The following is a 19,275-nucleotide window of genomic DNA, read 5'->3' as shown; positions in this document are numbered from 1 at the left end:
TCATAAAAAAACACCATAACGCTTCATTATATTATTAAGGTTTATGTTGTTCAATAGTTCCTTTTTAAATACTTTAGCATCTCTTTAAAAATATTCCAATATAGGTAAAATGAAAAATACAGCTTTATCGCATATACACGAAAACTTAGGAGCCAAAATGGTTCCCTTTGCAGGTTACAATATGCCTGTACAATATGAAGGAGTAACTATAGAACACGAAACCGTACGCCAAGGTGTTGGTGTGTTTGATGTTTCGCACATGGGAGAGTTTCACTTAAAAGGTGAAAATGCCTTAGCTTTAATTCAGAAAATTTGTTCTAATGACGCTTCTAAACTAGTGATCGGGCAAGCTCAATACTCTTGTTTACCTAATTATGAAGGAGGTATTGTTGATGATTTAATTATCTATCGCATAGCTGAAGAAGAATACATGTTAGTTGTTAATGCCTCTAATATAGATAAAGATTGGAATTGGATTTCTAAACACAATGATTTAGGTGTTACTATGGAAAATAATTCTGATGAATATTCTTTATTAGCTATTCAAGGCCCTAAAGCTGCAGAAGCTATGCAAAGTTTAACAGATATAGACTTGATTAATATGAAGTACTATACTTTCCAAATTGGAGCATTTGCTGGAATAAACGATGTTATTATTTCTGCTACAGGATATACTGGTTCTGGAGGTTTTGAAATTTATTTTAAAAATGAAGATGCAGAAACTATTTGGGAGAATGTACTTAAAGCTGGAGCAGATTTTGGAATTAAACCTATTGGACTTGCTGCAAGAGATACTTTACGCTTAGAAATGGGGTATTGCTTATATGGAAATGATATAAATGATACTACTTCTCCTATTGAAGCTGGATTAGGATGGATAACTAAATTCACCAAAGATTTTGTGAATGCAGAAGCTCTAAAGGAAGAAAAAGAACGTGGTCCTGAAAATCGCTTAGTAGCTTTTGAATTAGACGAAAGAGGTATTCCTCGTCAGGGATATGATATTGTTAATGAAGAAGGAAATAAAATTGGAGAAGTTACTTCTGGAACACAATCTCCTTCTTTAGGTAAAGGAATTGGTTTAGGCTATGTTCCTAATAACTTAAAAGCACCGGGAAGTAAGATTTACATTCAGGTTAGAAAAAAACAAATACCTGCTACAGTTGTTAAATTACCTTTCTACAAAAAATAATTTTTCACTACATAAAAACAGCTACTTAAAAAGTAGCTGTTTTCATGTAAGCGTTTACCTACTTTAGATTAAATTGCTATAAAAACTGTTTAAACAACCCTTAAAGTTTGGTTTACTTGCGTTTAATAACATGCATCTACCCAAGCTTCTCTAGCCTTATGAACAATTAGAAAAAATTTTTAAAATAGTTCTTTACTTTATAAATTCAAGATTCATAAATAACGTTCTTCAATAACTTCTATATGCCATAAACTATGACCTAGCAAAGTAATAGCTGCTGCTCTTGCAGAAATTTCAGATCCATTAGATTCACCGATACACTTTAAATCTTCATCTGATAAACTATTAAGCAAATTGATAGAATAATCTCTAGTAATTGTAAATTCAGACAATAATTCATTTATAGTTTTATAATCTGCCTTTGAAGGAGCTATATAATCATCCTGATTAAACCCTGCTAAAGCTGTTTTATCTTTTCTAGCAATTCTAAAACATCTATACATAAATATTCGCTCTGTATCTATTAAATGCTGAAAAACCTCCTTAATACTCCACTTATTATCTTTATATCTATATAACAGCCTATCTGTTGGAATAGAAGAAAAAAAGTTGATTACCTTTTTTTTATCTAACTCAAACCCTTCTCTTAAATCTATATCCGCAGGTACTTTAGAAATATACCTATCATAGTAAACATTGTATTCAGTTTCTTTTAAATCTTTTACTTTCATATTTTTTTATTTGTGATAATATCAAAATTATAAATAAAATTCAGTGCTAAAATTAATACATTGTATTAATAGTTACTCACATTAATTTCATTACACTTTTTAATCATAAACATTAATTATGGAGATTGACGATATCAATTGATTAATTTTAAAAGAATAATATGGTAAATACAAAGCAACACTTTGTTCTTATATACAATTTATTAAATTTGTAAAACTTAAAATTTTTATAGAAATGGGAAGAGCATTTGAATTTAGGAAAGCAAGAAAAATGAAGCGTTGGTCTGCAATGTCTAAGGCCTTTACTCGTATAGGTAAAGATATTGTTATGGCGGTAAAAGAAGGCGGTCCTGATCCAGATACTAACTCACGTTTAAGAGCCGTTATACAGAATGCAAAGTCTGTAAATATGCCTAAAGACAATATAGAGCGTGCTATTAAAAAAGCTTCAGACAAGGACACGGGTGATTTTAAAGAAGTTCTATTTGAGGGATATGCTCCTCATGGTATAGCTATTTTAGTAGAAACTGCCACAGACAATAATAATAGAACTGTAGCTAATGTGAGAAGTTATTTTAATAAATGTAACGGTAGTTTAGGAACACAAGGTTCTGTAGAGTTTATGTTCGATCACCAGTGCAACTTTAAAATTAAAGATACTGGTTACGATTTAGAAGAATTAGAATTAGAATTTATTGACTTTGGAGTAGAAGAAATATTTGCTGAAGAACCAGACGAAAATGACGCTGAACCAACCAAATCTATTTTATTCTATGCTCCTTTTAATAGCTTTGGTAGTATACAAAAAGAATTAGAGTCTAGGGATATGGAAATTATCTCTTCTGGTTTTGAAAGAATTCCACAAGTAACAAAAGAATTATCTGAAGAACAACAAGCTGATGTTGACAAATTACTAGAAAAGATTGAAGAAGATGACGATGTACAAAATGTATATCATACTATGGCATAATAAAACAAAACATTTTAAAACAAAAGCGTCCTTAAATCTATAAGTTTAAGGACGCTTTTGTTGGTTATACATATAACTATCTTGAGTTCTTTAAGTTAATTACATTTTATTATAAAATCTTAAAAACTCTTTTTTTAGATATTTAAAAGTATAAAGGTATTATATTTGCGCCCTCAAATAATTATTAGAAGTTTAATCATATTAATGCTTCAAACAATTATTTGAGAATTAAAAACCTAATAATATTATTAAATCAAAACATGAAAAAAAACTACTTTTTATTTTTCCTTTTGGCTTTAACTCTTAGTTTAAATGCCCAAAACATGAATTACAGTTTAAGTCACATTGGTACAAATGCCAATGGGAACTTAGAAATGGCATTAGTAGCCACGCCAGATTTTACAGAAACCAACGGAAACTCATCAGATATGGGGGCAGTTGTATCGATAGCAGGAGGAGCATATTTATTACCAGGAAACACTGGTTTTGTTAATAATTGTGTGTTTACTCCACCTGCAAGTAATGTGTGCGATTATGCCATACCTGCAACCGAGTGGGATGCTACTTATTTGGCAGGTCCATCTGCATCTAGCGGAAATTTTGTATACCAGTTATTAAGAACACCTGGGGCAACCAATGTATTTTTTGATGCAGAAAGTGGTACACCAATTATCATGGCTGTATTTCAGGTAACAACCGGATCTGGAGCACCAACAACCGGAAGTATATCTATAATAGATAATAGTGATGCTTTAATTAGCTCTGAACCAAATGAGAACTTTTTAAATATCAATTACCCAACGGCTACTTCAGGAAGTACACAAGATATATTAGGAATAGTAAATACTACTCCTTTTTCTTTTGCAGCATTAAGTACAAGCGATGTTTCATTAAACTTAAATGAGGCAGTTTTATCACCTAATCCAACAAAAGGATCTTTTGTGGTAGAGGGATTAAAGACTGCAGCATCAGTGTCAGTGTACAGTGTAAACGGAAAAAAGATTTTATCTATAGATAATTACCAAGGAGAATCTATAAATACATCAAATGTATCTTCAGGGTTGTATTTGGTATCAATAGAATCAGAAGGTTCTAAAGAAGTAAGAAGATTAATCATTCAGTAATATTACAATCTACTGTATAGTAAAAAAGGAGGCTAACTATTTGAGCCTCCTTTTTTATTTATAGATATGTTTTGGATTATTATATTAGCGCATAAACATTATTCAAATGAAAAATTATTCAATAGAACTAACTGTAAGAGATTATGAATTAGATGCTCAAGGCATTGTAAACAATTCTGTTTATCAAAATTATTTAGAGCATGCAAGACATGAATTTTTATTTCACCATGGAGTAGATTTTGCTGATTTTGCTGCAAGAAATATTTTATTAGTTGTAAAAAGTATCGAAATGAACTTTAAAAGTTCATTAACAAGTAGAGACAAATTTAAAGTAGAAGTTGCTGCTTTTAAAGAAGGTAATCTTAGAGTTGTATTTAAACAAAATATTATTCGCCTTTCTGATAATAAAATAGCACTATCGGCAGAGGTAAAAGGGGTATGTTTGGTTAATGGCAGACCTGTTAAACCTGAAACATTACCAGAAGTGGCTGAATTTTTAGAAGCTGTAGAAGTTTAATTACATAATAAAAAACCCAGCCATATAGTTTAATTACTTGATGACTGGGTTTATAAATTCTTTTTTTGAGTGAGAATTAAAATTGAACTTTTACAAAAATGAATCCGTTAAACTTTCCTTCTTTTCTTTTCTTCTTTTAATAAATTTAGTTCTCTAGTAGTTTGTCCAGCTACAGAAGTATTTTCTTCTGCTCTTCTTATTAAGTATGGCATAACATCTTTTACCGGACCAAAAGGTAAATACTTCGCTACATTATACCCTGCTTCTGATAAATTAAAACTAATATGATCGCTCATGCCATATAACTGACCGAACCATACTCTATCATCGCTCGGAGAAATATTATATTCTTGCATTAATTGCATTACTAAATAAGAGCTATCTTCATTGTGTGTTCCTGCAAATAAAGACAACCTATCTATATGCTCAATCATATACTTAATACCAGCATCAAAATTTCTATCTGTGGCTGCTTTGCTTTCGCATATAGGTGTTGGGTAATTTAATGTTGAAGCTCTTTCATTTTCTTTTTCCATATACGCTCCCCTAACTAGTTTCATTCCTATGTAAAACCCTTTAGCAGCAGCTTCAATATGCAACTTTTCTAAATACTCTAATCGATCCCATCGATACATTTGTAATGTATTATATACAATAGCCTTTTCGGTATTGTACTTTCTCATCATTTTAGCTACTAAATCATCTGCCGCGTCTTGCATCCAGCTTTCTTCACCATCTATTAATAGTTTTACGTCTTTCTCTTTTGCTAAAGAACATACTACATCAAAACGATTAACTACCCTATTCCATTCTTCTTGTTCTTCTTGGGTTAGCTCTTCTCCCTTACCTATTTTTTCATACAAATAAAACCTTCCAAATCCTGTTGGTTTAAATACTGCAAATGGTATAGCCTCCTTTTCTTTTACAAAATCTAATAACTTAATAGTCTTTTGCATAGCCGCATCGAACTGAGCCTCCTCTTCTTTACCTTCAACTGAATAATCTAAAACACTACAAACTCGTTTTGTAAACATTTTATCTATTACAGGTAAACAATCTTCTTCAGTAACACCGCCACAAAAATGATCAAATACTGTTGCTCTAATCAAACCTTCTACAGGTAAATGCGCTTTTATAGCAAAATTAGTTACCGCCGTACCAATTCTTACAAGAGGCTCATTTGCTATCATTTTAAATAAAAAATAAGCTCTTTCAAGTTCAGAATCCTTTTTTAATGCGAAAGCATTTTTAGTGTTATCGAATAACTTTGTCATCAGTTAAATATTTATACTAGCAAAACTAGGCCATTTTTTTAAATTAAATAGCTCAAAACAAAAGGTAAATTCATAAAATCTGTTTTAATTTGTTCTTTTAAATAAAATATATGAAATCTATACTTTCTCAAGATTCTGTTGTACACTTTAATAAGGAATGTTACCCAGTTCTAAACAAACATATTGCGGTATCTAATTATTCATCAATAATAATTATTACAGATACCAATACTTTTGAATATTGTTATCCTTATTTTATTCAACATTTAGTAACAGATATTAATATTGAAGTTGTACAAATAGATGCAGGAGAAGAATATAAAAATATAGAAACTTGTACCGGAGTATGGAATGCCTTGTCTGATTTAAACATAGACAGAAAATGTTTAATTATTAATTTAGGTGGTGGTGTAGTTACCGATTTAGGAGGCTTTATAGCTTGTACCTACAAAAGAGGTGTTAAATACATTAACATACCAACTAGTTTATTGGCTATGGTAGACGCTTCTGTTGGTGGTAAAACGGGAGTTGATTTAGGAAGTTTAAAAAACCAAATTGGTGTTATTAGTACTCCAGAAATGGTTTTAATAGACACGGCATATTTAAACACTTTACCTCAAAACCAAATGCGCTCTGGTTTAGCAGAAATTCTTAAACACGGCTTAATACAAGATCAGAACTACTGGAAAAAAGCTAGTAACTTATCTCAACTATCTACAGAAGATTTAGATTCTTTGATTTACGATTCTGTTGTTATTAAAAACAATGTAGTTACGCAAGACCCTACAGAAGAAGGTATTCGTAAAACATTAAATTTTGGTCATACATTAGGGCATGCAATTGAATCATATTTTTTAGAACAAAAAAGCAAAAAAGAATTACTTCATGGGGAAGCTATTGCAATAGGTATAATATTAGCTTCTTATATATCTACTAAAATAACCAATTTTGACATTAATAAGTGTTTAGAAATTAAAGAGTCTATTTTAAATATATTTCCTAAAATTACCATTGAAGATAAAGATATACCACCCATATTAGAGCTTATGAAGTTTGATAAAAAAAACTCTCATGGAAATATCAATTTTGTTTTGTTAAAAGACATTGGAGAAACTATTATCGATATAGAGGTACCCAACAACATTATTTACGATGCTTTTACGTATTACAAATCTTAGTTTTATAAAAACACGCTTTAACATAACTAACTAAAAACCAATACTTTAATTAAATTTAAGTTTTTTTTAGCAAAAAAAGTTTTTCAGAATAGAGAATAAGTATAAATTTGCACCTGATTAACTATAAATATACTTAAAATGAAAAAATTATTATTATCTGCATTAGCAATTTGTGCTTTTTCTTTTTCTAATGCTCAAGAAGACGACAAATCAACTGGAGGTCAAACTGATCAAGGTTCTTGGTTAATTGAAGCTAATACTGGATTTGGAAGTGGACACTCTGCTGATACAGGTATCAGATTTACATCTAGAGATGGTGAGTCTGTTTACAACTTTGGTTTAGAAGGTGGATACTTTGTAATGGACAACTTAGCTGTTAAAGCTGGTTTAGGATACGGAGGAAGTTCTGTAGAAGGAGCTTTATCTAGATTTTCTTATAAAGTTGGAGCTAAGTATTACATCATGGGAATGATTCCTGTTTCTGCTGATTTAAACGGTGCTTCTATCGAGGATGCTGATGAGAACCCAATGTATTTAGGTCTTGGAGCTGGTTACGCTTGGTTCGTTGGTAACAACGTATCTATTGAGCCAGGTTTACGTTACAATGCTACAATGAACGATAAAGCTGACGCTGAAGGAAACTTACAGTTCAACATTGGATTTGCTTTACACTTCTAAAAAGTATAAAACTTATATAAAAATGCTCGATTTTAAATCGAGCATTTTTTTTTACTATTAGTTTCACGAAAAATTAGTCTTTGGCAATTATAATTTAAAAGCTTTGTTTTCTCTAATCATACAATTCACTTAACTGCTACCCGTGAAATCTTCAAACAACATTCTAACTTTAGTATTATCTTAAATTATCTAGAATAAAGTCAATTTTTGAATTTTCATTATTATTCTTATCAAAATCGGGATTTGTATAAATCACTTGCCTAGCCAAACCTATTTCTTGTAATTTAAGTATATCGTTAAAATATTTTTGAGATACTTTACCAGTAAGTAAAGGTGATAAATCTTTATTGTTTTTATAAAATTTATACAGCTTTTTTAGGCCAGTTAAATACAAATAATCTTTGGTAAACCCTCCTCCTCTATGTACTCTTAAACTAATTGTAAAAGCATCATCTTTATTTAATTTGTATTGACTATACAATAAATCGAATGTTGAAGAAAAGTCATAGCCTTTAGCTAAAGAATCGACAGCAATTACTCTATAAGCAAGCTCTTTTAATCTTTTTAAGCTTAAACAACCTGAAGTGTATTCGCTCAATACAGCCAACCCTTCTTGCGTTTCTACATTTCTAGGCAAACCATGGGAGAATATTTTTAATGGATGAATTAAACCATTAAAAGTAGTTAACATGTGTACTCCTATTTCATGAGTACATAAAGTATCTATTTCATTTTGACTATACACATAACCTTTATTAAGCACTAATGTTTTAGTATTATTTAATACCATTGCGGCAGCAGATAATTTATTAGACTTAACAATCTTAAAATCAAAACCAAACTGCTTCTTATAGGCTTCAAAAAAGTTTAATGCCTCGTCTGAAGAATATTTTGGTAACATATCCTCATGTAATTCATCGTCTTTAAAATGAAGAATAAACTGAGCATTTTTAACATCTTTTTCTGTTGGAGTTCCAAAAGAACGAAGAGAATTATAATAAAATTCGTCTTTCTCTCCTATTGTTTCTATACATTGTATTAAACCAGAATAGTCATAAATAATATCTTCGTACAAATTTCTAATAAAATCATCTTGAATTCGCTCTAAACGTTGCGAAAAAAACAATCGCTGTAACTTGTAAGGATTAAAATCTAACTTGGTGTATTTAAATTTTGGGTTTAGTGTAAATTTTGACTTAAAGAAATCCTTTTTAGCTTTAGATATATTAGTAGGGTTAACATAATTAAGTAACTCTATTTTACGAACCAATCTATTAATATTTGCATCTATTTCAAATACATCTGCATAATCTTCTTCAATACTCATAACTATTTTTTCATAAAATCTGTAGAATGTTTTTCAATTCTTACTTTCAATTCTTTTTTAATAGCAGCTACCACTTCTGGATAAATTACTTGACTCAATTCATCACAATATATCTTTTTAATTTCTGTAGCTAAAACCAAAGTGTTTTTAAAGTTTTGAGTGATATACTTTAAAAAATACCCATTACCTTGAAATGTATCATTAATTTTAGCATCAGAAATAATTTCATTGGGTAGGTTTATTTCAGATAAGCTTTGTCGCCAGTTTTCAATCTCTTCAACAAACCTATCTTGATCTATATTAGCAGTTCCTAAGTTCCAAGTAGGTACTTTCCTTTCCCAGCGCTTCCAATTATAAGAATGAATATCATACACAACACACTTACCGTGAATTTGCTCTAAAACACTTATTAACTTGTAAACTACTTTGTAGAAATTAGAATGTTTTAATAGACTTATTTTCTTTTCCTTTTCTGATAGAGGATTTTTCCAAAGTTTCTTTCCCCAGGCATCTGTATAAACAGCCGATTCTGGACTCCTATTTAAATCATATTCAAACCTGGAATCGCAACCAGCAATAACTATAGGGTGTTCATCAACCATTTCTTTAGTACAAGGGTCTTCCTCATACCAACGATCGTATTCAGAATGTTTACAATTATTCCACAATGCTTTTCTAAACTGATGTCCATCATGAACAGCCCCGCAAACATAAGGCTCGTATTTATCTATTTTTAATGTAAAAGAATAGTCATCTACAACAGCAACAAAACACTCTCGGTTTTCAATCTTCAAAAGTATTTCTTCTAGAGAAAGCCTAATCATTCATCGAACTTTTTAAACGAGCTCTACGTTCTAATTGCTTATTTCTCTGATTAATTTCAGACTCTAAGGCATCAATAACTTTTTCTTGAAGTTTAACCTTAGCAACTTTGTTTATATAAGTTATTCCGCCAGGGCTCATTACATTTACTTCAACCAATTTTCCGTTTATAACGTCTATACCCACAAAAAACAACCCGTCTTTTAATAGTTTTGGACCAATGCGCTTACATAATTCTTTTTCTTGCTTGGTCAATTTATGCTTAACAACAGTTCCGCCTGCTGTAACATTAGAACGATGATCGTCTGAACCAGGAATTCTTCTCATAGCTCCTATGGGTTCTCCGTTTAACAATAAAATTCTAACATCTCCTTGATCTGCCCCCTCTATATATTCTTGAAGAATTACATAATTAGAACTCCCATCTTTACTGTCTATATAAAAATCTAAAAGTGAATTAATATTTGATCGTGCACTCTTCTCTAGCATAATAACACCAGAGCCTCCAAAACCATTTAACGGCTTCATAATCATCCTTTCACTTTCTGACTCTTTAATTGTTTTTTTTAAGTACTCCTTATTTTTTGAAACATGAGTTACTGGTATAATTTCATTATTAGGGTCGTCAAAAACAGCTGTGTACAATTTATTATTTGCCTCTCTTAAACCATCTACACTATTTACCACAAAAACATCTTCTTTAACAGAATCTAAAAAGTTTAGTGCTATTGGATCTAATGGTGGATTGGCACGCATAAAAATAACATCGAAACCAGCCAGAGGCAGCATTTTTTCTTTTAAAATAGCATTTTTATAAAATGTTTTTATTGAACGAGATATTTTTTCTTCTTTAGCTATAAGCTTGCAAAAACCATAAGCAATACTATTACGAATTGTTAAATTAGCTGGTGTAGCTACTGCAACTGTATGCCCCCTTTTAACACACTCATGTATAAGGGTTAGTGTACTATCCTTATTCGGATCTACATTCTCCCAAGGATACATTAAAAAACAAATTTTCATAGTAATAATATTGTTAGTTTAATAAAATAAATTAATCTTCTTTATAATGATCATCCCAATTTTTCACTTTAGGATTCCCTAATTTGCCTAAAGATTTTGCTACCAACATAGAAACTGTAGCATCACCCGTTACGTTTACAGTAGTTCTACACATATCTAAAGGTCTATCTACAGCAAATATCAATGCTAAGCCTATTGGCAATAATTCTGCTGGGAAACCAATAGATTCTAATACAATAACTAACATTACCATACCCGCACTTGGCACCGCTGCAGAACCTATAGAAGCTAATAAAGCTGTAAAAACAATAACTAATTGATTGGTAAAAGTTAATCCTTCTGGCCATATAACTTGCATGATAAAAACTGCTGCTACACCTTGATATAAACTCGTACCGTCCATATTTATAGTTGCACCCACTGGTAAAACAAAACCTGAAACTTCTTTATCTACTCCTAAATGCTCTTCTACTCTTTCCATTGTAACAGGGAGAGTAGCAGCACTAGAACTAGTTGAAAAAGCTAATAACTGTGCTGGGCTTAATTTTTGTAAAAACCATAAAGGAGATTTTTTAGCATAAATACTAACTAACAACAAATAGAACCCAATCATTAAAACCAACCCTATAACAACACACATAGCATACCATAATAGTTTTACCAAAATCTCAGTATCATCAAAAGCAACGATTACGTTTGCCAATAAAGCAAATACCGCATAGGGAGCAAAAAGCATAATTAGGTCTACCATTTTCATAACAACCTCATTTAAGGAATCAAAGAAGTCTATCATTGGTTTGGCCTTTTTCTCAGGTATCAACAACAAACATATACCTACGAATAAAGCAAAGAAAATTATTTGCAACATTTTTGCTTCTCCCATTGCTACAAAAATATTCTTCGGGAAGATATCTACCAAAGCTTGTAATGGTCCAGCTTCTGCTTGCACTTTGGCTTTTCCTACCATAGCATCTGCAGAACTAGAATAATTCTCCTTAATTTTTTCTATAGTTTCCTTGGCCATTCCCTCTCCTGGTTTAACAGTATTTACAATACCCAAACCAATTACAATTGCTACTAAAGTAGTAACTATATAAATAGAAATAGTTCGCAAGCCCATCGTTTTAATTTTAGAAATATCTTTTAAATCTGATACTCCTTTAATTAATGAAGCTAAAATTAGCGGTACAGCTATTAGTTTTAGAAGATTGATAAAAATAGTCCCGAAGGGTTTAATCCAATCTATAACTATATTTTTCCCTCCCTCTACAGAATTCATTATAAATCCAAAAACGATTCCTAACATCATTCCTATCAGGATTTTCCAGTGTAAAGCTAATTTTTTCATAGTTGGGTTAGTTGTATTTATATTCTGTTTGTTCTAGATAGTAAATAATTATCTGCTAATACTAATGCAGCCATAGCCTCAACAATAGGAACTGCTCTAGGCACCACACAAGGATCATGACGACCTTTACCCATCATCTTTACAATATTACCTTCTTTATCTATAGTTTCTTGTTCTTTCATAATAGTAGCTACTGGCTTAAAAGCTACCCTAAAATAAATATCCATTCCGTTACTTATTCCACCTTGTATTCCTCCTGAAAGATTCGTTTTTGTTGTACCATCAGGGTTAAACAAATCATTATGTTCACTTCCTTTCATTTTTGCACCACAAAACCCACTACCGTACTCAAAACCTTTGACAGCATTAATAGAAAGCATAGCTTTACCTAAATCTGCATGTAATTTATCAAATACCGGTTCTCCTAAGCCTACAGGAACATTTTTAATAACACAAGTAACTGTCCCTCCTATTGTATCTCCTTCTTTTCTAATTTCTCTGATTCGCTCTTCCATTTTAGCAGCTGAAGCTTCATCTGGACAACGAACCGGATTCGATTCTATTTTAGAAAAATCTAGATCTTGATAAGGTTTATCTATAAATATATCTCCTACAGAAGATACAAAAGCATTGATTTCAATACCTTTAAGTAATTGTTTAGCTACAGCTCCTGCTACTACTCTACTAGCGGTTTCTCTAGCAGATGTTCTTCCGCCTCCTCTATAGTCTCTAAAACCATATTTTTTATCAAAAACATAATCGGCATGAGAAGGTCTGTAACTATCTTTTATATGCGAATAATCATGTGATTTCTGATTGGTATTATGAATAACAAATCCTATAGGCGCTCCAGTGGTTTTCCCTTCAAAAATACCAGAATAAAACTCTACAGTATCTGGCTCTTTTCGTTGAGTTACAATTGCAGATTGCCCAGGTTTTCTTCTATCCATTTCATATTGAATAGCATTCAGGTCTAATTCTATTCCCGCCGAACAGCCATCTATAACTCCACCAAGAGCTTTTCCATGAGACTCACCAAAACTTGTAAGTTTAAATAACTTACCAAAAGTATTACCAGACATAGTATTTTTTAAAATATAGCAACAAATCTAAGCAAAATATAGTTCATCCTTAAAATAAAATTGGACATCTGTTAGCTCTTAATAAAAAATTGTATATTTAGCGCTAATTAATCCAAAATTATAATATGATTTCTTTAAAAAAAATAGGGTTTAATGCTTTATTATTAGCTTCAATTTGTACCATTTCATGTTCATCTTCTGATGACGGATCAAGTACCCCAATAACATACAACAATTACTCTCCACTAACTGTTGGAAATACTTGGACATATGCAGTTTCTTCTAATGACGGAACTAATGTTACCAACAGTACAGACGTTATTACCGCTGATGCAGATGTTGTAATAAACTCTAAAACTTATACAGATATGAGTATGTCTCAAGGCAGCACAGGTATCATGTCTGGTATGTTAGATCAAAATAATTTTAGATCTGAAGAAGGTGTTCTTTATATGAAAGGTGAGATTGATCTTCCATTAAGTCAATTAGGAGGTACAGATCATAGCATTGTAATTGATGATGTAGAGCTAATTAATCAAAACAAAAACAATGGAGATATTTTATCTGAACAGCCTGGCTCTACTAACCAAACTATTCAAGGTATTACAATAGATGTTAGTTATGTAGTTAAAACTAAGCAAGGAGAAACCTTAGATAACCATACCGTAGACGGACAAATATATAATAATGTTATTGTAGCAGATATAATTATTAGTGCATCTGCTACAACTCCAGTAAACAATATTAATTTCCCTATATTAAATGATCAGGAGATTTATATCATCAAAAACTATTATGCAGAAGGAATTGGCTTAATAGATTCTGATGCTACATTTAGCTATTCTTTAGTAAGTGTACCAGGTATCAACTTACCAATTCCTAATACGGGATCTACTATTACTGATCAGGAAATAACCTCTTATACAGTTAATTAAGCTTTTAATGCTTGTAATAAAACTGATACCGGATGGAGCGCAACTCGTTGTGTTCCATCTTTTATTTGATGCCTACAACTAGTACCATTAGCAACAATTATTGTGTCTTTATTTGCTTTTCTTACAGATGGAAATAAAGTCTGCTCCCCAACCTTCATACTTACCTCATAATGCTCTTTTTCGTAACCAAAACTACCTGCCATACCACAACAACCTGAAGCAATAATGGTAGGCTTGTAATTCATAGGTAAATTCAGTAAATCGAAAGTTACTTTCTGATTGCTTAAAGCTTTCTGATGACAATGATTATGAATTTTAAGAGTTTTTGATTCTTCTGTGAACTGATCTTGATCAATATTCTCTTCTGCAATTTCTTTTGCTAAAAACTCTTCAATTAAAAAAGTATTGTTGGCAATTCTTATTGCTGCCTCCTTATCGTCAACTAAACGCTTATACTCATCTCTAAATGTTAAAATAGCAGATGGTTCAATTCCAACCAATGGAGTTTCATTGGTTATTTTATCCTTAAAAACTGTTATGTTTTTATCTGCAACCTCTTTTGCTTGATCTAAGAAACCTTTAGAAATAAAGGTTCTTCCACTCTCTTCATGACTTACAAACAGCACTTTATAATTTAAAGCAGTTAACAAATCATACGTATCAAAAGCAATTTGAGCATCTAAATAATTAGTAAACTCATCTACAAACAAATAGACTTCTTTTATCACTTTATCTATTTTTTGTTTTCTTTTTTCTAGACTAGATAAAGAAGATTTAGAAACTAACGGTAAACTTCTCTCCTGGGCTACGCCATTCATACTTTTCAGCAGCCCCGAGGTTAATGAGTTAGAAAACACAAAATTACTAATAGCTGGCATCTTAGAGGCCAATTTATTCATTTTAGTATTATACGCAAATAGCTTAGATCGTAAGCTAAAACCATTTTGTTTTTGGTATTGATATAAAAACTCTGATTTTAAAACAGCTATATCAACATTACTAGGACATTCACTAGCGCATGCTTTACAACTTAAACACAGATCTAATGATTCTTTTATTTCTTTAGAATCAAAACGATTTGCATTTCTTGGGTTGGTTAAAAATTCCCTTAAGGTATTTGCTCTAGACCGAGTAACATCTTTTTCATCTTTAGTTGCTCGATAACTCGGACACATAGCACCTCCAGCCGAAACCCCTTTTCTACAATCGCCAGATCCATTACATTTTTCAGCTAAACGCAAATAGCCTTCGGAATCTGAAAAATCCATTAAAGTATCTATCTCTGGTTCTTTTCTATCAATCTCATAACGCAAAGATTCATCCATTTTTGGAGCATCTACTATTTTGTTGGGGTTAAATATCTCTTCTGGATCGAATAAATATTTTATTCTTCTACACAACTCATAGTTTTCTTTACCAATCATAATTGGTAAAAATTCAGCTCTTACAATTCCATCACCATGTTCACCACTAAAAGAACCCTGATATTTTTTAGTTAAATGAGCTACATCTGTAGTTATTTGTCTAAACAAACCTACATCATACTTGTTTTTTAAATTGAGTATTGGTCGTAAGTGAATTTCTCCAGCTCCCGCATGTGCATAATAAACAGCTTGTTGCTTATACTTATCCATTAACAAAGTAAACTCGGCTATAAAATTGGCTAAATCTGGCAAAGCAACAGCTGTATCTTCTATACAAGCTACCGCTTTTCTATCTCCTACCATATTACCCAATAAACCTAAACCTGCTTTACGCAATTCTAAAGCTTGTTTGATTTCATTACCCACTAAAATAGGATTAGCATAGCTCAACCCTATATTTTCTAAGTCTTTAATTAACTCTTTGGCTTTTTCTTTTGCTAATTCTATTGTATCAGCCTTGATTTCCAACATTAATATTGCTGCAGGATCACCTTCAATAAAAAATCTATTTTTAGCTTGAGTAGTATTGTTCTTTGTACAATCTAAAATGACCTTATCCATCATTTCACAAGTGTACAAATTATGCTTCATGGTGTTTTCTACATCATTTAAACAATCGTCTATAGTTTTATAATGTGATGCTACCATAACAGCCTGACTAGGTGGTAACTCGTCTAACTGCAAAGTTATTTCTGTAGTAAAAGCTAAAGTACCTTCACTACCGGATAATAAATCGCAAAAGTTTATATTTCGATCTCGTTTATTATAAATATTAGACCACAATAGTTCGTCTACAGCATAACCAGTATTTCTTCTGTGTATAGATGGTTTAGGAAATTCTTTTTCAATTCTATTTTGATTTTCTACATTAGAAAGCTCATTGTGAATTTTTTGATAAATTTTTCCTTCAAAAGTAGTAAGCTGTAACTTCTTTTCGAATTCTGTTCTATCTAGTTCTTTAAACTCAACTTCACTAGCGTCAGACAATATTGTTTTCATTGAAACAATTTTATCTCTTGTAACTCCATATTGAATTGATGTAGTACCAGAGGAATTATTACCTACCATACCTCCTATCATACACCTGTTAGAAGTTGATGTATTTGGTCCAAAAAACAAACCAAACGGTTTTAAATACTCATTTAATTCATCACGAATAACACCCGGTTGAACAGTTACTTGTTTCTTAACTTTATCTACAGATACTATTTTTGTGAAATGTCTAGATACATCTACCACCAAACCCTCACCAACACACTGACCTGCTAAAGAAGTACCTGCTGTTCTAGGAATTAATGATGTTTTATTTTCTCTAGCAAACTGAATTAACAATTTGATGTCATTTACCGTTTTAGGAAAAGCTACCCCTAAAGGCAATTTTCTATACACAGAAGCATCTGTTGCATACATTGCTCTGTATAAGTTATTAAATTTTAACTCTCCTTCTATTTTTTGTTCTAATTGAACTAATTTGTCTTTCATTTTTACGAAATTACTACAGGCACAGACCTATCAAAATTAGTAGTGAAACATATAAACGAGTCTGTTCCTCCAACACCATCTACCTCATGTATTTGATCGTACAAAACACTTCTTAAATGGTCGTTATCTTTTGCATAAACTAGCGCAAAAATAGCGTATTTACCAGACACATAATTACATTCTGTCACTTCTTTTATTTCTCGTAACTTTTCTACTACTTTTGTTGCAAATCGAGCTTCTTTAAGTCGAATACCTACATACGCCTTGGTGTTATAACCTAGTTTTTTCTCATCTAAAATTAAGTCTGCTTTTTTAATTACCCCTGTTTCGGTAAGTTTTTTTACTCTTTGGTGAATAAGCGAATTTGACACCTTAAGCTCTTCGGCGATTTGCGAATAAGCCTTTCTTGCATCTGAACGTAATTTTAATAGTATTTGTTGATCTATATAGTCAAATTGATTTTTCAAAAGAATAATAGTGTTATGTTAGTATTAAAATAGAAACAATATAAAAAAGATAACTTTATTTACAGAATAAAACTAAGATAGCTAATAACATTAGTTCGAGTAATTTTACTAATTATTTAGATAAAACTTACTCGAACTAACAATTATTCTTTTAAAGAAACAACTGATTAATTATTAATTTCTGCCAAACATTTTTGAATAGTTTCTTCTTGTTTATCTTCATACCAGCTCATTAACTTATAAACTGGCTCGCCTAAATCTTTTTCAAATAATGACTGGTTAGAGGTACCTTCATACTCTCGTTTTGCATCTTCTGTTCCTAAATTCGAAGCAAATATACCTGCAGCACTTACTGGTAAAAAGTCTTCATAAACCATTGGTTCTATAGTTAAATAACCATCTTTTAACAATTGGTTTATGTCTGATTTTGTATACGTTTTACTTTTTGAAATTGTCTTTGCTTTCTCTGTTGTAAAATAATGAAAATAAGCTAAGCCTTTAGACTGTAACTCTTCATAAGTATCAGGGAAATCTTTAAAATTTTCTTTTAATAATTGATTGTACTCTGAAGCATTTTCTGCAGTTGGCGAACCACCTATTGCTTTACGGGTTTTTCCTAACAACTCATTATACAAATCTAATCCTTTTTGAGTAACTGCTGCCCCACGTTGTTCTATCTCGCCAAATCGAGCTTTATGATTTCCTTTTTTACTATTTCCACTATCGTTTTTAAAAGTCACTTTTTCTGTTAAGGCTTTAAAACTTGTTTGACGTAATAAAATTGGACATTTTCTTGGAGGTGGCCCCTCAATATTATCTTTAGGAGGGATATTACGCGCCTCCATATTTGTTTGAACTTCATCAATATCTAAAGTTCTTGGTGTTAAATGATTAATGTGTGGTCCTTTAAAAGCAACTACATCGGCAATTAATCTGTGCTGCCCCAATAAAGCTTCGTACATTTCATAATCTACAGTAGCAGTATCATGCCACCTAAAGGTTTCTAATGCTTCTTGAACAAATATTTCTGCATCTTCTTTATTTAATCCTCCTTCACTTTCATATTTATCGATTAACTCTAAAGCTTTTTGAGTAAAAATTTGACGATTGTCTAAAATACTTTCAATACTATCACGAAGCTTTTCATCATCAATTAAATCCAAACGTAATAATGAAGTAAAAACTCTAAAAGGTGCTTGATTAAGGGTTGTATTTTCTATAGCTCTAAATGCTGTAGCATGAACAGGTACACCTGCAGTAGCAAGATCGTAATAACCAACAGGAAACATACCCATAACTTTAAAAAGCCTTCTCATAGTATACAATTCGTAGGGTTTTCCTAAACGAATGGCACCATGACGCTCCATATTAAGCCTCGTATTTTCTCCAGTGCTAACTAATTGCTCTTTAATTTCTTCAGATTCGGAAAGAACTTTATCATTTACATCGTTAACTAAATCAAGGAGTTCTCCATAAAGAGGTACTTCGTTTTTATACATGCCAGACATAACAGTAGAAAAACGACTACGTATGTATTCTGAAGATACAAAATCTGTTTTTGTATCGTTAAACTGCTCTATAACATTATCTGATAACATAATCAATTAAATTTTAATACAAAAATAATTAAAACAACTATAATAAATCACATTAAAAACCAAATTAACCATAAAATAAGTCATTATAAATTATATTTACTCA

17 protein-coding genes are annotated in these 19,275 nt (G+C 31.3%); 7 read left to right on the top strand and 10 right to left on the bottom strand.

Going from position 1 to position 19,275, the window contains the following annotated elements:
- Window positions 1-109 precede the first annotated feature (109 nt).
- Entirely contained in the window at window positions 110-1,192 is a 1,083-nt protein-coding gene (gene gcvT, locus ACFQ1O_RS09360) for a glycine cleavage system aminomethyltransferase GcvT (RefSeq protein ID WP_377715692.1), read from the top strand.
- 212 nt (window positions 1,193-1,404) lie between these two features.
- Here gcvT and ACFQ1O_RS09355 read toward each other — a convergent pair whose 3' ends face one another.
- The gene (locus tag ACFQ1O_RS09355) at window positions 1,405-1,923 is read right to left on the bottom strand and encodes a DinB family protein (protein WP_377715691.1); all 519 of its coding nucleotides are present in this window, start codon (window positions 1,921-1,923) and stop codon (window positions 1,405-1,407) included.
- A gap of 235 nt (window positions 1,924-2,158) precedes the next feature.
- On the opposite strand from ACFQ1O_RS09355, the gene ACFQ1O_RS09350 reads away from it, so the two are divergent.
- The 3 genes from ACFQ1O_RS09350 to ACFQ1O_RS09340 all read left to right on the top strand — a co-directional run bounded on the left by ACFQ1O_RS09350 (window position 2,159) and on the right by ACFQ1O_RS09340 (window position 4,534).
- Window positions 2,159-2,893 (top strand): YebC/PmpR family DNA-binding transcriptional regulator, encoded by a 735-nt coding sequence (locus tag ACFQ1O_RS09350; RefSeq protein ID WP_377715690.1) that lies wholly within the window; start codon window positions 2,159-2,161, stop codon window positions 2,891-2,893.
- Between the two features lie 260 nt (window positions 2,894-3,153).
- Complete coding sequence (locus tag ACFQ1O_RS09345; RefSeq protein WP_377715689.1) at window positions 3,154-4,017, top strand: T9SS type A sorting domain-containing protein; 864 nt, start codon at window positions 3,154-3,156, stop codon at window positions 4,015-4,017.
- A gap of 106 nt (window positions 4,018-4,123) precedes the next feature.
- Window positions 4,124-4,534: an acyl-CoA thioesterase gene (locus ACFQ1O_RS09340; protein WP_377715688.1), complete on the top strand. Its 411-nt coding sequence runs from the start codon at window positions 4,124-4,126 to the stop codon at window positions 4,532-4,534.
- 107 nt (window positions 4,535-4,641) lie between these two features.
- Here ACFQ1O_RS09340 and ACFQ1O_RS09335 read toward each other — a convergent pair whose 3' ends face one another.
- Complete coding sequence (locus ACFQ1O_RS09335; protein WP_377715687.1) at window positions 4,642-5,808, bottom strand: proline dehydrogenase family protein; 1,167 nt, start codon at window positions 5,806-5,808, stop codon at window positions 4,642-4,644.
- A gap of 110 nt (window positions 5,809-5,918) precedes the next feature.
- Here ACFQ1O_RS09335 and aroB point away from each other — a divergent pair, with 110 nt between their 5' ends.
- Window positions 5,919-6,986: a 3-dehydroquinate synthase gene (gene aroB / locus ACFQ1O_RS09330; protein ID WP_377715685.1), complete on the top strand. Its 1,068-nt coding sequence runs from the start codon at window positions 5,919-5,921 to the stop codon at window positions 6,984-6,986.
- A 138-nt stretch (window positions 6,987-7,124) separates the two neighbouring features.
- Window positions 7,125-7,664 (top strand): hypothetical protein, encoded by a 540-nt coding sequence (locus ACFQ1O_RS09325; RefSeq protein ID WP_377715684.1) that lies wholly within the window; start codon window positions 7,125-7,127, stop codon window positions 7,662-7,664.
- Between the two features lie 175 nt (window positions 7,665-7,839).
- On the opposite strand, the gene ACFQ1O_RS09320 is transcribed toward ACFQ1O_RS09325, so the two are convergent.
- Genes ACFQ1O_RS09320 through aroC form a run of 5 tightly spaced genes read right to left on the bottom strand, consistent with a single transcriptional unit; the run spans window position 7,840 to window position 13,266 of the window.
- A complete protein-coding gene (locus ACFQ1O_RS09320; protein WP_377715682.1) occupies window positions 7,840-8,991 on the bottom strand; it encodes a flavohemoglobin expression-modulating QEGLA motif protein in 1,152 nt (383 codons plus the stop codon).
- Between the two features lie 2 nt (window positions 8,992-8,993).
- A complete protein-coding gene (locus tag ACFQ1O_RS09315; RefSeq protein ID WP_377715680.1) occupies window positions 8,994-9,815 on the bottom strand; it encodes an N-formylglutamate amidohydrolase in 822 nt (273 codons plus the stop codon).
- Window positions 9,808-10,836 carry a glutathione synthase gene (gene gshB, locus ACFQ1O_RS09310; RefSeq protein WP_377715678.1) on the bottom strand — a complete coding sequence of 343 codons (1,029 nt, stop codon included), beginning with the start codon at window positions 10,834-10,836 and terminating at the stop codon, window positions 9,808-9,810. The genes ACFQ1O_RS09315 and gshB overlap by 8 nt, the downstream gene beginning before the upstream one ends.
- A gap of 31 nt (window positions 10,837-10,867) precedes the next feature.
- Window positions 10,868-12,184 (bottom strand): dicarboxylate/amino acid:cation symporter, encoded by a 1,317-nt coding sequence (locus tag ACFQ1O_RS09305; RefSeq protein ID WP_377715676.1) that lies wholly within the window; start codon window positions 12,182-12,184, stop codon window positions 10,868-10,870.
- Between the two features lie 17 nt (window positions 12,185-12,201).
- Window positions 12,202-13,266, bottom strand: coding sequence for a chorismate synthase (gene aroC / locus ACFQ1O_RS09300; protein WP_377715674.1), 1,065 nt, complete (start codon window positions 13,264-13,266; stop codon window positions 12,202-12,204).
- Between the two features lie 125 nt (window positions 13,267-13,391).
- Here aroC and ACFQ1O_RS09295 point away from each other — a divergent pair, with 125 nt between their 5' ends.
- Window positions 13,392-14,201 (top strand): hypothetical protein, encoded by an 810-nt coding sequence (locus ACFQ1O_RS09295; RefSeq protein WP_377715672.1) that lies wholly within the window; start codon window positions 13,392-13,394, stop codon window positions 14,199-14,201.
- Here ACFQ1O_RS09295 and ACFQ1O_RS09290 read toward each other — a convergent pair.
- The 3 genes from ACFQ1O_RS09290 to hglS form a co-directional block, all read right to left on the bottom strand.
- Entirely contained in the window at window positions 14,198-17,107 is a 2,910-nt protein-coding gene (locus tag ACFQ1O_RS09290; RefSeq protein WP_377715670.1) for an FAD-binding and (Fe-S)-binding domain-containing protein, read from the bottom strand. The two genes, ACFQ1O_RS09295 and ACFQ1O_RS09290, sit on opposite strands and share 4 nt — an antisense overlap.
- Window positions 17,108-17,109: 2 nt before the next feature.
- On the bottom strand, window positions 17,110-17,574 hold the full coding sequence (locus tag ACFQ1O_RS09285; RefSeq protein ID WP_377715668.1) for an Lrp/AsnC family transcriptional regulator: 465 nt from the start codon (window positions 17,572-17,574) through the stop codon (window positions 17,110-17,112).
- Between the two features lie 167 nt (window positions 17,575-17,741).
- A complete protein-coding gene (gene hglS / locus ACFQ1O_RS09280) occupies window positions 17,742-19,172 on the bottom strand; it encodes a 2-oxoadipate dioxygenase/decarboxylase HglS (protein WP_377715666.1) in 1,431 nt (476 codons plus the stop codon).
- Window positions 19,173-19,275: the final 103 nt, after the last annotated feature.

Source organism: Pseudofulvibacter geojedonensis (assembly GCF_042675745.1).
Classification (GTDB): Bacteria; Bacteroidota; Bacteroidia; order Flavobacteriales; family Flavobacteriaceae; genus Pseudofulvibacter; species Pseudofulvibacter geojedonensis.
Note: the sequence above shows the minus strand (reverse complement) of the source record. Positions and strands in the feature narration are given on the sequence as shown.